Source organism: Pontibacter sp. HSC-36F09 (genome assembly GCF_024171605.1).
Lineage (GTDB): Bacteria > Bacteroidota > Bacteroidia > Cytophagales > Hymenobacteraceae > Pontibacter.
Window position 1 is genome coordinate 274398 of record NZ_JALKAA010000005.1, and the last position, 14368, is coordinate 288765.

At 48.0% G+C, this 14368-nt stretch carries 14 protein-coding genes; 7 read left to right on the forward strand and 7 right to left on the reverse strand.

Going from position 1 to position 14368, the window contains the following annotated elements:
• Positions 1-37: 37 nt before the first annotated feature.
• Entirely contained in the window at positions 38-448 is a 411-nt protein-coding gene (rnk, locus tag L1278_RS15700) for a nucleoside diphosphate kinase regulator (protein WP_253405965.1), read from the reverse strand.
• 1 nt (position 449) lies between these two features.
• Positions 450-2006, reverse strand: a complete 1557-nt coding sequence (locus L1278_RS15705; protein WP_253405966.1) for an FMN-binding glutamate synthase family protein — start codon at positions 2004-2006, stop codon at positions 450-452.
• Between the two features lie 472 nt (positions 2007-2478).
• Between L1278_RS15705 and L1278_RS19565 the strand changes: the two genes are divergently transcribed.
• Both L1278_RS19565 and L1278_RS15710 read left to right on the forward strand, forming a co-directional pair.
• Complete coding sequence (locus L1278_RS19565; RefSeq protein WP_256488664.1) at positions 2479-2610, forward strand: hypothetical protein; 132 nt, start codon at positions 2479-2481, stop codon at positions 2608-2610.
• Between the two features lie 142 nt (positions 2611-2752).
• Positions 2753-3352, forward strand: a complete 600-nt coding sequence (locus L1278_RS15710) for an FKBP-type peptidyl-prolyl cis-trans isomerase (RefSeq protein ID WP_253405967.1) — start codon at positions 2753-2755, stop codon at positions 3350-3352.
• Positions 3353-3437: 85 nt separating this feature from the next.
• On the opposite strand, the gene L1278_RS15715 is transcribed toward L1278_RS15710, so the two are convergent.
• A complete protein-coding gene (locus L1278_RS15715; RefSeq protein WP_253405968.1) occupies positions 3438-3929 on the reverse strand; it encodes a hypothetical protein in 492 nt (163 codons plus the stop codon).
• Between the two features lie 315 nt (positions 3930-4244).
• Between L1278_RS15715 and L1278_RS15720 the strand changes: the two genes are divergently transcribed.
• Positions 4245-5669, forward strand: coding sequence for a Glu/Leu/Phe/Val dehydrogenase (locus L1278_RS15720; RefSeq protein WP_253405969.1), 1425 nt, complete (start codon positions 4245-4247; stop codon positions 5667-5669).
• 29 nt (positions 5670-5698) lie between these two features.
• Here the strand turns inward: L1278_RS15720 and L1278_RS15725 are convergent, their stop codons facing one another.
• The 3 genes from L1278_RS15725 to L1278_RS15735 all read right to left on the reverse strand — a co-directional run bounded on the left by L1278_RS15725 (position 5699) and on the right by L1278_RS15735 (position 8816).
• Positions 5699-6055, reverse strand: a complete 357-nt coding sequence (locus L1278_RS15725) for a hypothetical protein (protein WP_253405970.1) — start codon at positions 6053-6055, stop codon at positions 5699-5701.
• A 443-nt stretch (positions 6056-6498) separates the two neighbouring features.
• Positions 6499-8301: a M61 family metallopeptidase gene (locus L1278_RS15730; protein WP_253405971.1), complete on the reverse strand. Its 1803-nt coding sequence runs from the start codon at positions 8299-8301 to the stop codon at positions 6499-6501.
• Positions 8302-8402: 101 nt separating this feature from the next.
• Entirely contained in the window at positions 8403-8816 is a 414-nt protein-coding gene (locus L1278_RS15735) for a hypothetical protein (RefSeq protein ID WP_253405972.1), read from the reverse strand.
• Between the two features lie 265 nt (positions 8817-9081).
• Between L1278_RS15735 and L1278_RS15740 the strand changes: the two genes are divergently transcribed.
• The 3 genes from L1278_RS15740 to L1278_RS15750 all read left to right on the forward strand — a co-directional run bounded on the left by L1278_RS15740 (position 9082) and on the right by L1278_RS15750 (position 11281).
• Positions 9082-9717 (forward strand): C40 family peptidase, encoded by a 636-nt coding sequence (locus tag L1278_RS15740; protein ID WP_253405973.1) that lies wholly within the window; start codon positions 9082-9084, stop codon positions 9715-9717.
• Between the two features lie 100 nt (positions 9718-9817).
• Entirely contained in the window at positions 9818-10192 is a 375-nt protein-coding gene (locus L1278_RS15745; protein ID WP_253405974.1) for a hypothetical protein, read from the forward strand.
• Positions 10193-10849: 657 nt separating this feature from the next.
• Positions 10850-11281, forward strand: coding sequence for a DUF2147 domain-containing protein (locus L1278_RS15750; RefSeq protein WP_253405975.1), 432 nt, complete (start codon positions 10850-10852; stop codon positions 11279-11281).
• A gap of 125 nt (positions 11282-11406) precedes the next feature.
• Here the strand turns inward: L1278_RS15750 and L1278_RS15755 are convergent, their stop codons facing one another.
• Entirely contained in the window at positions 11407-11874 is a 468-nt protein-coding gene (locus L1278_RS15755) for a hypothetical protein (protein ID WP_253405976.1), read from the reverse strand.
• 300 nt (positions 11875-12174) lie between these two features.
• Here L1278_RS15755 and L1278_RS15760 point away from each other — a divergent pair, with 300 nt between their 5' ends.
• Positions 12175-14364, forward strand: a complete 2190-nt coding sequence (locus tag L1278_RS15760) for a gliding motility-associated C-terminal domain-containing protein (RefSeq protein ID WP_253405977.1) — start codon at positions 12175-12177, stop codon at positions 14362-14364.
• Positions 14365-14368: the final 4 nt, after the last annotated feature.

A 14368-nucleotide genomic window follows, 5' to 3' on the forward strand; every position in this document is an offset into this window, starting at 1 on the left:
GTTGCGAACTGGCTTTTTTTACAGGTATAGCTTATCCTTATAATGCGAAGTTGCCGGATGCCTCCGGTTGGAAAGTTACTTTCTCTATCTTATAGTTGATGGTGCCGGATGGTACTGGCCACTCTACCTCATCGCCTTCTTTGCAGCCGATAATGGCGGTGCCTACCGGTGCAAAGATCGAGATCTTTCGTGCATTCACATCGGCGTCCTTCGGGTATACCAGCGTGATTTCCATCTCCTTGCCGCTTTTCATGTCCCGCAGCAGTACACTGGAGTTCATGGTCACCACCTCAGCCGGGATCTCATTCGAAGCGACTCTTTTGGCTCGCTTCAGTTCTTCTCCCAGCTTGGCAATGTTTGCCTGCATACCTGGCCCCTGCCGCTGCTGCTGCACCAGTTCAATCAGGCGCTTGTAGTCCTGCTCCGTAAGATAGATCACATTTTCCATATCAATTTAGTACGTAATTTTTGCTGATAGGACTGGATGAAGGCTGTTTCGGAAAATAAATATCCCGGAAACTCTTTGTTTGTCCCTGCTCCACTCGTCTGAATATTTTGTCAGGTGTAATGCCTTCCAGCGCAGCAAATCCACAGGCCTCCATCACCTCGATAGTCGACTTAATGGTGTTGCCGTGGAAGTTGGCCACACGCACTTTTTTATCAGCTACGTCCAGCCCCTGATACAGGTTCTTATCCTGTGTGGCTATACCTACCGGGCAGCGACCGGAGTCGCACTGCAGGGCTTGTATACAGCCCAGCGCGAACATCATGCCGCGGGCACTGTAACATATATCGGCTCCCAATGAAATGGCCTTAATAATATCCACCCCCGTGATGATCTTGCCCGCCGCGATCAACTTGATCTCGTCACGCAGTCCGTATACCTCCAGCATGTGCTGCACGTAAGCCAGCGCATCGTAAAGCGGCATGCCCAGGCTGTCGGTAAACTCCAGCGGCGCCGCGCCGGTGCCACCCTCTGCCCCGTCAATCGTGATGAAGTCCGGGTAGATGCGGTTGTGCTTCATCTCCATGCACAATAGCTCAAACTCCTGCTTATTTCCTATACAGAGCTTGATGCCAATAGGTTTACCCTCTGACAGTACACGCAATTGCTCGATAAAGAGCAACATGGTGAACTGGTCGCTGAAAGCAGAGTGCGCCGGCGGAGAAGCTACCGTCGTATGAGGCTCCACCTTGCGGATGGCCGCAATCTCAGGCGTGTTTTTAGCGGCCGGCAGTATACCGCCGTGCCCTGGCTTGGCACCCTGCGACAACTTAATCTCCACCATTTTGATGTGCGGATGGGACACCTGCTCCTGAAACAGCTTTTCAGAGAAGTTACCTTCTTTGTCGCGGCAGCCGAAATAGCCTGTACCGATCTGCCAGATCAGGTCACCGCCTCCCTCTATGTGGAAGGGACTTACGCCACCCTCGCCGGTGTTATGTGCAAAGCCGCCCAGTTTGGCACCAGCACTCAGGGCAGTCACGGCAGTTTTGCTCAACGAACCGTAACTCATGGCCGAAATGTTATAAATAGAGGCGCTGTAGGGCTGCTTGCAGCGGCTACCCCCTACCGTCACGCGCAGGTCCTGGGCCTGCACATGCGCCGGGAACATGGTATGGGCGATCCACTCAAAACCGGCTTCCTGGCTGTTGGCCTGCATCCCGAATGGCACCGTTTGGCGCACGTTTTTAGCACGCTGGTACACAATGGAGCGCTGCCGTCGGCTGAAAGGCTTTCCATCCAGGTCGGACTCAAAGAAATACTGCCGGATTTCCGGGCGGATGCTCTCAAAGAAATAGCGCAGGTACCCCACTAGCGGGTAGTTGCGCAGAATAGAATGCCTGCCCTGTCGGACGTTAGCCAGGTATAGCATGTGAAGCGGTAATATGGCCACCAATAGCCACAGGTACTGCCGTTCGAATACCGATAAAAACAAGGTAATCAGATAAGCTGATAAAAAGGCATATCCCATGGACTGCCTTACACTGACCTTACTTGCCATGATAAAAAATAAGTGAAAATGAGTTAAATAAAGGGAATTTGTTAAACCAGAAATATATAATTGCCAGTTTTGTTTGCAGGAGGCCAGAGCTGTAAGCTCCGGCTTACTAGTTAAAGGCCTTGGGGGAGGAAAGAAAGTTAAGGCAATAGCCGTTCAATTCATCACACATTGCGACATGATGAGAAGCTGCTACAAGTCCCGAAGCAGGTATAGCAAGCCAAAAAGAAAGGTATCTGCCAGATGGCCTCATAATCTTTATGATTGATACTGCAAAGTTAGCGGAAAGAAAAGGAGAAAACACAAAAATCAGCCACTAATAATTATAAGTCGCCGTATTTTGGCTCCAATTGCAGGACAACGAACCAACTTTACGTTTTATTTCTAAAATACAATTCATAAGCCTATAACGGGTATAACCTTAATCTCTATATAGCGTTAAGAAACTTAAGTTTAACTCTTCAGGCTAACAAACATGATGCGCTTTACGAAAATCTCCTCTCTCCTGCTTATCGGTACCACATTTGGCTTTTTCATGAAAGGCTGGATGTCACCGGAGCAACTCCAAATGGACCTCCACGAAGAAGACATACACCTGTATCTCTAGACTTGCGACTATTGTTTTGATAAATTACAAAGCAGGTTTTACGACCTGCTTTTTTATCATCGTACAGTTCCAGTAGGTTAATCGCCCCATTACGCGTACCTTTAGCACCCGAAAATAAATCCTATCATTTATACCATTGTACATGATACAACACGAAAAAATAAGCTACATTATTGGCCGCGACATGGCTGCCAACCTTAAAAAACAGGGTATCGAGATCGAAGCGGAGGCATTCATGAAAGGCCTGAAAGAAGTCATTGCCGGCCAGCCTTCCTCTTTGTCTGATCAGGAAATTCAGATGGCCATGATGGCGCTGCAGCAGGAAATGCAACAGAAACAGGGTGCCAAAGGCGGTGAGAACCAGAAAACCGGTGAGGCCTTTTTAGCTGAAAATAAAAACAAGGAAGGTATCAAGACACTGCCAAGCGGTCTGCAGTACCAGGTGCTGGAGGAAGGCACGGGCAAGTCGCCAGCTGCCTCCGACAAAGTAACGACGCATTATCATGGCACTTTGATTGACGGCACCGTGTTCGACTCAAGCTACGAGCGCGGACAGCCGGCTACCTTCCCGGTAAATGGCGTGATCGCAGGCTGGACAGAGGCACTTCAACTGATGAAAGAAGGTGCCAAGTGGAGACTGTTCATTCCATCGGAACTGGCCTACGGGTCACAAGGTGCCGGTGAAGCCATCGGGCCAAACACAACCCTTATTTTTGACGTGGAACTGATCTCCGTACACTAGTCCTTGCAGGGCATATAATAATAAAGAGGTCCGGCCGCGTGATAAACGCACTGCCGGACCTCTTCTTTTTTAGATTACGCTATACCTAGGCCGTCTTCAGATCCGTTTCCGCCATCTCGTGCAGCCAGCGTCGACTCTCCTCCTGGTACAGAAAATGGTGGATGATCATAAAGTTATCACCGTCTATCAACTCGTCTCCGTTTATTTCATTTACCAGGCTGTTGTAAGCAAACACCGGCATCACGATCGCCACGAACACATTTTTGTTTACAGCGCGCAGCACCTGCGGAAAAATATACTTGAACACCCACTGCTGATCCTCTTTTTCGATGGATAGCCTGTTTTGGAGGTCCATAATCCACTTTTGGGGCTTGTAGGTCAGGACCATGTACATGATGTGGGCGTATCCCTGACGCAGCTCATTGGAGCTTACCTCTCCTTCCCACTTAATATAAAGTGTTTGCTCTTCATGATTGTACTTAAGTACAAGCTGCTCCTGCAACACACGCCGGCTCTTGTCCTTTACCGAAAAATGTCTGCTAAAAGCATTGGCACCAATCAAATTGTCTCTGTACATGGTAGGATCAGGTTATGCGGCGATTGGCCATTAAGTAGTAAGCATGAGTGAATTAATTTAACGAAACCCAGCTGACAAGGATTATATTATAAACAAAGATGTAATATTTATATATCATTAACAAAATATAGTTAAATATTTTATTGGATTCATATAGTAGACTTGTCTAACTGGCTTATTAACAAGTAGCTAAACCACTAAATTATTTTGCCTTAATCATAACCGGATACTGAAACAAAAGCCTTTAAGCAAACAAATTACCCCGGCAGACGTTCTAAACACATTTAATGCATTCACCAAAAAACATATACTCGTATGGCAAACACCGACAATGAGGGCAGAAAATTTCTGGAGAGCGTGCACCAGTTCTTCGACCACGCTGCCAGTTATTCAAAACTAGATCCTGGTATTCTGGCACAGATCAAGACCTGCAACAGCGTTTATAAAGTGTCGTTTCCGGTAGAGATTGACGGCCGTGTAGAAGTGTTCGAAGGCATCAGGGTACAGCACAGCCACCACAAGCTTCCGTCTAAAGGCGGTATCCGATTTAGCATGCAGGTAGATGAGGACGAGGTGAAGGCACTTGCAACTATCATGACATTTAAGTGCGCCGTAGTAGACGTTCCCTTTGGTGGTGCCAAAGGTGGCGTTAAGATCAACCCGCGCACCAGCTCTGTGAAAACACTTGAGAAGGTAACACGCCGTTATGCTGCTGAACTAATCAAAAGAAACCTGATCGGACCAGGTATGGACGTGCCGGCTCCTGACTATGGCACGGGTAGCCGTGAAATGGCCTGGATCGCTGATACATACCAGGCTCTCAAGTATGGCGAAACCAATGCGCTAGGCTGCGTAACAGGTAAACCCGTTGGGCAGGGAGGTATACGTGGTCGTGCAGAAGCCACTGGCTTAGGTATATTCTATGGTATACGCGAAGCTTTCAGCGATACGGACCTGATGAAAAAAGCAGGTATAGAAGGCAATACCATGGAAGGCAAGCGCATTATTGTGCAAGGCCTGGGCAATGTGGGCTACAATGCTGCCAATTTCTGCCAGCAGGACGGCGCCATCATCATCGGTATAGCCGAGCGCGAAGGGGGCATTTATAACTCCAATGGCATTGATGTGGCCGAGGCCTTTAAACATCGTAGCGAAACGGGCTCTATCCTGAACTTCGGACAGTGCAAGAACTTCGAAAACTCTGCCGATTTGCTGGAAGAAGAGTGCGACGTGCTGCTGCCTGCTGCGCTTGAAAACCAGATCAACGCGAACAATGCCGCCCGCATCAAAGCCAAAATAGTGGCGGAAGGTGCTAACGGACCCGTTACCCGCGATGCTGAGAAAATTTTGCTTCAGAAAGGCATCATCATTATACCTGACCTGTACATCAATGCGGGCGGCGTAACGGTTTCTTACTTCGAGTGGCTCAAGAACCTGTCAAACGTGCGCTTTGGGCGTATGGGCAAGCGGGCAGAAGAAGCCAGCCACCGCCGATTGGTTAACGCGATTGAAAGCGCCTCCGGTAAGAGCATGTCAACACACGAGCGCAACCTGCTTATACAGGGCTCTGACGAGATCAGCCTGGTGCGCTCCGGACTGGAGGACACCATGATCAACGCCTATCACGAGATCAGAGGGGTGATGAACAGAAAAGACATTGAAGACATGCGGACGGCCGCTTTCCTTTCCGCTATCGAAAAGATTGGGGTAAGCTACGAAGCACTCGGAATTTTCCCTTAATCAGGTTAGCGTAAACGCAGAACCAGAGGTCAGGATTTTGTCGCTATGACAAGGTCCTGGCCTTTTTGCATATACATCAACCAATCCATCGCTTCCTCCTTGTCCGTGAAGTAATTGAAGTGAATGAAATCATGCACCGGTAGCAGCGGCGATGCGATGTAGTTGTTGACCAGCGCCTTAAAATGACATTCTGAGAAGATAACGGCTGCGTAGATGTCTTCGCCGATTATGTCGGATACCTGCGGGTAGTACTCACGGCTCAGCCAGGCCTCCTGCTCCGCATCCAGAGGACCAATGCGTGATATGTCAGTGGTATAATAGCAGATCTTTGGATTGGTCTTTACAAATTGCAGCACCTGCCAGTATAGATTTCTGAACTGCTCCATACCCGGATTCAATTTCCAACTTATGCACAGTACGTTGGCTTCCTTCGAATAGTGAACAAATGCATAGGACGAATCACTGATAACCATAGAGTAAACTGCTTGGTTTCTGGTATTTATATTCGAAATATAATATGTTATTTAATTCTGTGCAACTACTAACCCTTAAAAATTTACTAATACCAGTCCTATTTCAACTCTGACATATTCCTCGAAAATGATGCTATTTTAATTATCCATAATGGAATTGCCATATTTATATTCTTTTTCCACAAATCTCACTTAACCTGTTCCTGCTATTCACTTAAGCGGATGATGCCACTAGCTTCTCCGGAAGTGTAAATTAGCTTCACCTGACTGAGGCAACACTGTGACAGATATCTAATTAAAAGGCGACGCTCGTTATAAAGCGTCGCCTTTTTAAAGTACTTGAAGACTTTAGAAGCTTAACCCTGCTTCAGCCACTTATTGTAGATTTTTTGTTGCAGGGCTGTTGGTTTCTCCATCCGCTCAAATTTATAGCGAACGCTTTTGTCTGCCAAGATCGGAATTTGCAGCTCCAGCAGCTTCCCATCGCGCACAACAGTTACCGGTACTTGATCACCAATCGCGCGCCCACTGATCAACGGAGAAATGTCGCTTTCCACTCTGTATCCGTCAATAGCGATCAGCTCGTCGTTTACGTTCAGGCCGCCCTCATAGGTACTGCTGCTGCGAGCCACGGTTTTTACAATAGTGCGGCCGTTTTCCAAGGCTGTACCGGCGCCCCAGTTCAGGTTGAGCACGCCTTCATTTTGGTTGACAAGGCGCAGACCGGCTGCCTCGAAATACTGATTGTAATCGGGTGTTTTGGTGCCGTGTACATAATTCTGGAAGAAATCATCCAGCTTGCGACCTGCAAAGCGTTCCAGCGCCTCTTTAAATTCCTGCTCGGTAAAGCCACGGTTCAGCTTCGTGTAGTAGCGGTCGTACATGTAGCGCATCACATCGTCCAGGCTCTTGTCACCTTTGGTATTTTTCATGATCTCCATGTTGAGCAACTGCCCAAGCACACCGCCTTTGGTATAATAGGATACTTCTGCATTGTTCGTGTTCTCATTGCGTCGGTAGTACTTGATCCAGGCATCGAAGCTGGATTCTGCCACTGTCTGTACCTGGTTGCCCGGCATGTTCTCCACTGAGGTGATGCTGCCCGCCACTACATCCAGGTAGCGTTGTGTACTCATCAGTCCGGCCCGCTGGGTGAGCAGATCGTCGTAATAGCTGGTAATGCCCTCAGAAACCCATAACAAACGGGTATAGTTTTCTTTGTCGTAATCGAAGGGGCCAAGCGGGGCCGGACGCATACGCTTCACATTCCAGAGGTGGAAGTATTCGTGGGCAACCAGCGCCATAAATCCGGTATAGCCCTGCTCGGTGCCATAGTTCCAACGGCTTGTCTGTAGTGTAGTAGAATTGAGGTGTTCCAGTCCGCCGCCTCCGCGGTGCAGGTTATGCACAATGAACACGTAGCGGTCAACAGGCAGCTTGCCCATCAGGCTGATGCACTCCTCCACCACTTTTTTCATGTCGGCCAGCAAACGCGCTGGCTCGTAGTTGCCTTCGCCGTACATGGCTACTTCGTGGGGCACACCACCCGCTTCAAAACGCAGAACTTCATGGTTGCCAATCTCCAGCGGAGAGTCAGCCAGCACGTCGTAGTCAGGAAAGGTATAGGTAAAGTTGCCGGTACTCTTGAGGCCAGTAGAAACAGTTTTCCAGTCTTTATAAGGTTGCACCACGAGTGTGCCCTGTTGCTTTTGATAGCCTTCCGGGTACATGAACATGCTGGTACCGTTCACATAGCCATGGGATGCATCCAGAAAACTGGTACGCACACTCATCTCAAAAGCGTATACCTTATAGTGCACCCGCACGGCATCCGCCTTATTGCTGTACACACGCCAGGTGTTTTTGCTGATCTTCTCGTGCCGCAGTGCCTTACCTGATTTGTCAGTGGCGCTGAAGCCCTCCACATTTTTAGCGAACTCCCGCACCAGGTATGAGCCCGGAGCCCAAACCGGCATTTTATAATCGATGTAATTTAGTCGGGCACCGCTTAGCTCCACCTCTACCTCAAAATAATGGGTATACGGCTCCGGCATCGACAAGGTATAGCGCAGGTCGGCTGCGAGTGCCGGGAGAACGGTTATGAAAAAGAAGCAGAAGGATAAGAAAAGGTATAGGATAGAATGCCTTGGGTGATACATGCGGTTTAGTTGGATTGATGTTTAAAAGCTATCCGGCATTTTACGATAAAAAGCCTGCTTTTCAAAATCCGCATAATCCAGGTATAGCCCGACTGATCGGCTTAGGCACACTCCGACTGGCGATGATCGAGCCATTCGATGGCCCCCTGCAAGTCGCAAAAAGTATTCATGATAATGAAGGAATTATAGCTTTTCAGCCCCAACAGCCCCGATTCTCTGATCATGTCACCGTAACAACGCTCGTCTACCACCAAGGCTACATGATTGTCTGTGCCCAAGTGCATCATGATCTGGGGAAAAATCTGCACCTGCAACCAGGTTTCCTCTTCTTCGCTAAGCTTTCCAATGCTGCGAAGGTCAAATAACCATAACTTGATCCGATGATCCTTGGCAAACTGCAACGCCTTGAGCAATCCCCCCCTAAAATCCTGTGACTGCATATTCCGGTCGAACCGTAACTCCAACCTGTCTGCTACAAATCTTACTTCACAAGTATCCGCCTTAAACAATTCCATCCTCTAAGATTTAAACTGTCTACAATATTATTAATTATATTATAATTTTTAAAACAATTATACCAAAATGTTTTTATTAAGAGATCTTTATTATATGAATAGCCTAAATTAGCCGATTAACGGCCTTTAATTTCCTGTTAAATCAGCATGACTGCTTGACTATGATAAGTTTAGCTCATGTCTACGAGGCTGTTACCATCAACTATCCGGGAATTATGGCACGATATTTCCATAGGTTATGTTAAGAAACCTAAACCCTACTGCTATGAAAAAGATATTTGCCTTAATGCTTGCCCCAGTCGTACTATTGTTGATTCTCATGTCAGCGGATGGTGATCGGGCAGCATCTCCAACTGAAGAAACAAACCGGATGCATTTTGCCAGTGTAAGAACTGACAAACCAGAACCCGGAATAAATAACGCTAGTTCAGTAGAGCCTATTGCAGCTATCAAAGCTGAAAGAACTTCATCGAAGAAAGCTACTGAAGCTGAGTGGATAAACGCACGTGGCACCACCCCGACAGATGACTTAATCGCTTATGCCTTGACCTTAATGGGAACCCCTTATAAATATGGCGGCACAAGCGACAGCGGTTTTGACTGCTCCGGTTTTACATCGCATGTTTACCAGGAGTTTGATGTGCTGGTGACGCGTTCTTCAACTACACAGTCTGAGGATGGTCAATCGGTATCGAGGGATGAGGCGCGACCGGGAGATCTGGTTATATTTACGGGTACAGATCCGAAGGTACGTGAACCAGGTCATGTGGGTATTGTTATCTCTGAACCAGGGGACACCATTAGTTTTGTGCACTCCTCTTCTAACGGCGGTGTTAAAATCAGCCAGGTAGAAGGCACAGGGTATGATGTCCGTTTCCTGGATGTTAGACGCGTAATGTAAGGTATAGGCTAAACATAAAATCGCGGTAATTACGTAAGACACACTATATAGCCCGACTGGCATTCGCTGGTCGGGCAATTTTCAGCTAAAAGAAATAGATATGGTGCATCCCTACATAGCCAACTCCATCAACGCCCTGGTATTGATCCTCGCCGGTATTGCAGTTTATTTTCTATCTCCCTCCCGTCCACTAGTCGCTCTGCTGGCTCCGATGTTGGGAATTTTGTTACTTGCTACCACGTATCATCTAAAGCGCCATAATCGGTTTGTGTTTCACACTGTTACTGCCCTCACCCTATTGGCCGGCTTCCTGCTGATTCTGCAAATTGATCCGGATACCTTTGTGTGGGACGCCAGACATTTCTTTACCTTACTAATGGGTATAAGCTGCTTCTTGGCGGTATTCTCCTTTGTTGCTTCTTTTTTACGGGAACGCAGGCTGCGCAATAATACCATTTACAAAGACGACCTGTAGACTTCTGCCGAACAGATCATAGAGGTGGGTAAAAAGAAAAAGCGCTTGGTGTAGCCCGTCAAGTTACACCAAGCGCCTTAAGAATCCTTCAAATCTTAACAAGCGGCGCCCTGTTTTGCAGCAGCACCATCACTCAAGACCAAAGGTAATATTTACTGCGCAAGCAGTAGATACTCACTGCTTACTAAGCCTGCTCACCGTTGAGGTGAACACTATTACCAAGGCTTACTAAGACGACTGATGGATTAGACATAGCACCTCCTTTCTCTTTAGTCCGACATAAACCTTGCGCCGCTGCACGGAGCAGTCATACGCAAAGCCGCAGCACTCGCCGCTTTCACTGATTTATAAAGTTAAAATAACGCCGATTAGTTCACAAGGTTCTGCACTTATTTTGTCATCTTTTCTTTTCGGAGCATACATTATGGACCCTAAATTGCATACTGTATTCTTAAGTCGCTCAAAATAAAGCAAGTGCTATTTCTGAACAGGTTGTGTTCTGGTATAAGTAAACCAAGCGCCTTCTGTTATTTTCGCTGAAAAATAAGCATAAATACGCTGTCCTGGCCTTAAAATCGACCCGTGCCGTATTTTAGTTGAAAAATGAATTATTTTAGCTATATTTCGTTACTAATCTTATCAAACAAAAACCTAATCATGAAAAAACACCTGCTAACCCTTGTAGCGCTAATGCTGTTTTCTACCGTAGCGTGGGCTCAGAAACTTTCTCCTATTGGAATGTGGACCAACGAAGAAGGCAAAGCTCGTTTTGAGATTTACCAGTCAGGCGATAAACTGTATGGTAAGATCGTGCAATTGAAGGAGCCGCTCAGAAATGGAAAACCAAAACTGGACGAGAACAACCCGGAAAAGAAAATGCGCAACCGTCCGTTGCAGGGCATGGTGTTCATGAAGGACTTTAAGTACGATGGCAGTAACAAGTGGGATGATGGGACCATCTACGATCCGGAAAGCGGCAAAACCTACTCCTGCTACATGAAAATGACAGGCAAAGACAAAATGGAAGTTAAAGGCTACATTGGTATTTCCCTGATAGGTAGAACGCAGAACTGGACGCGTGTAGAGTAAGTGTTGTCACTTCGCCTATATAGCATAAAAGGTTGGCCCTAAAGCCAACCTTTTATGTTTTCAACCCTTTACTGTTTTATTAAACTGATTTTTTGGCAAAAGGTTTACTATACTGTTGGTCAGTATTAAAATACTTGCAGTACTTTATAAGATTTGCCACGAAACTCAAAGCTCTCTTCACTGCTTTTGCCTTCCATTGCTTTGTATAGTGGCGACAAGCCTGAAATGGCATAGAACGACTCTCCGTCGATTTTGATCTCGCCCAGGCTCACACCTATAAAATAGTTCTGGAGCTCCGTCATCACTACCGCCCCAAACGACACTTCCTTATTCTCCTTCGTAGAATTCACCCTTTTCAGCACGCCCATGGTGGTCATCAGTTCGTCCAGTTGCCGCGCATACATGTCGCGCTGTATCTGGCAGGCCTCCCTGAAGGATTCAAATTTGTCCTCAATGGCGCCGTGGTGCTCGTTGGCACTCTCCTGCGCCTCGTCCATGGCCTCTTTGGCTGCCTGAATTTGCCTGTTAAGTAGTTTGGTAGACTCCTGCAGCAGTTTTTTCTTCAGTTCTAGTTCTTGTGTTAGCGTCATCATGGTATATACATTATCCGGTAAACGATCAATTTAGAAGGGCACAAAAAATTCTGTTCCTGCTTATAACTCCAATGGGCGTGGATTGTTCTGGCTGCGTATAAACAGTAATATTTTTACTCGCGATTGAAATATTAAGCTGATTCCCAGAAGCCATATAACGCAGAACTTGCCCGAATGTTGGCTACAATAACTATAAAGTTTTGGGCTATATAGCGAAGTTTCAGGATTTCGTGTAACTTATACCCCACTACGCATGCTGTACCACCGGAATTTGAAGGAAACCCCAAAACGCCGCCTTTCATGAAACACGCTTTACTTCTTTTGATGTCCCTTCTGGTGTTTTGCCTGCAGGCTAAAGCCTCACACATTGTAGGTGGCGAACTCGAAATAGAGCACCGCTCGGGCTATACCTACCGCATCACGATGAACCTCTACTTCGATGACGTGAACGGCACACCTGGCGCACGCGACCCCTCTGCCAATATCCGGATTTTCGATAAGGGGAACAACCGCTTTATGATGGACGTGCAGCTGCCCCTGCGTAGTGATACCTTTGTGAACTACACCGATATCGCCTGCACGATCGGGGAGCTGCGCACCCGCCGCATTGTGTACTCTCAGGATGTTGTCCTGTCCCCTAACGTGTTTAACAACCAGCAGGGCTACTACATGGCCTGGGAGCGCTGCTGCCGCAACCGCACGATCAACAACATTGTGATGCCGGACGCGGCCGGACAGGTCTTTTACATGGAGTTTCCACCTGTCACCAAAAACGGAATTCAGTTTGTCAATTCCTCTCCCCGCCTGTTTCCACCGCTGAGCGACTATGCCTGCGCCAATGAGCTGTTTTACTACGATTTTAGTGGTACTGACGCCGACGGCGACTCCCTGGTGTATGATATGGTGACCCCACTGAATGGCTATGCCACCGCAGATCCGACCAATGCCGCACCGATCGCTAGACCTGCGCCATACCCCGAAGTCAGATGGCTACCCGGATATAACCGCGACAATCAGATACAGGGATCTCCACCGATCATCATTGAAAAGCAGACGGGTAGACTAACAGTAAGGCCTGACCGCGTAGGCCTCTTTGTGTTTGCTGTGCGCGTGCAGGAATACCGAGGCGGTGTGAAGCTCGGGGAGGTTCGACGAGACTTTCAGCTTCTTGTAAAAGACTGTCCGCGCAACGAAAGTCCGGTTGTACAAGCAAAAGTAAACGGCCAGACCACCAACTACAAGCAAGGCGAGGTAATCCGGATCAGCCCGACGGATGCCCGCTGCCTGAACGTGGAGTTCACAGACCCGGACCCTAACTCCAGGATTACGCTCTATGCACGCCCTGTTAATTTCAGCAGCGACCTCTATACCTTCACCGGCACGACCACCGGCGTAGTAAACACTCCAGGAGGACAGGAATCGCTAACAGCTAATGTCTGCTTTGATGAGTGTTTCGACACGGAGGGCCAAGTCTTTAAACTGAACCTGATCGTAAAAGACAATGGCTGCAGCCTGCCAAGGCAGGATACACTGCAGGTGAGTTTCGTCATTGACCCCATCCCCAACGAACCTCCCTCCATCCAACTCTCTCGTCCTGACAAGGTGTATACTGTCATGGAGGGCGATGTGATTGACTTTAACGTGCTCGGCTTTGACGCCGACAACGATGAGGTGACCATTTCTGCTAAAGGGCTGAACTTCGATATCAATTCTGTGCCGATCAATTTCCAGAACAGCAGCGGCATCGGGCAGGTACAGTCCCCTTTCCGTTGGCTGATTGACTGCGAAACGCTCCGGCAGGATTCCTATCAAATTGAATTCACGGCCACGTCTATGGTATGCGGAAAGGAGTCGACAATGACAGAAGTCATTGAGGTCAGGACGGACTATCCGAATCAGCCGCCAGTGCTCACAACAGACAAGCAGGTACTGGTATTTGAGTTGGATCTGAACGAACCTTTTGAGGCCAACTTTACGGGCACCGACCTGGATAAACACCTGCTGAGCATGCAGGCGAGGGGCGAGAATTTCGACCTGGCCAGTTTAGGCATGGCCTTCACGTCCACCGGTGGATCGGGTACAGCTGCAGGCAAGTTTAACTGGACGGCCAACTGCGATGCCTTTCAGCAGGGTGTGTTACGGGTCGATTTTATCTTACAGGAAGATGCCTGTGCTCCTTCCCCTCCGCAGCAGATCACCATGGAGTTTAAGGTAAAGGTGCCCGATTACAAGAATTTCATCCCTCCGAATATTTTTACACCAAACGCCGATGGCCTGAATGATTTTTTTGAAATTCCAGGTATGCCGGCAGACGTCTGCACGAGTGCTTTTCAGCACATCCGCATCTACAACCGCTGGGGCAAAGAGGTGTTCTCAAGCACAGCCCACAACTTTAAGTGGGATGGCAAGGACGTTAATGACGGCGTGTATTACTACGTGATCGATTACGGAGCGGATAAGTTCAGGGGCTCCGTGACGCTGGTGCGCTAGTGGC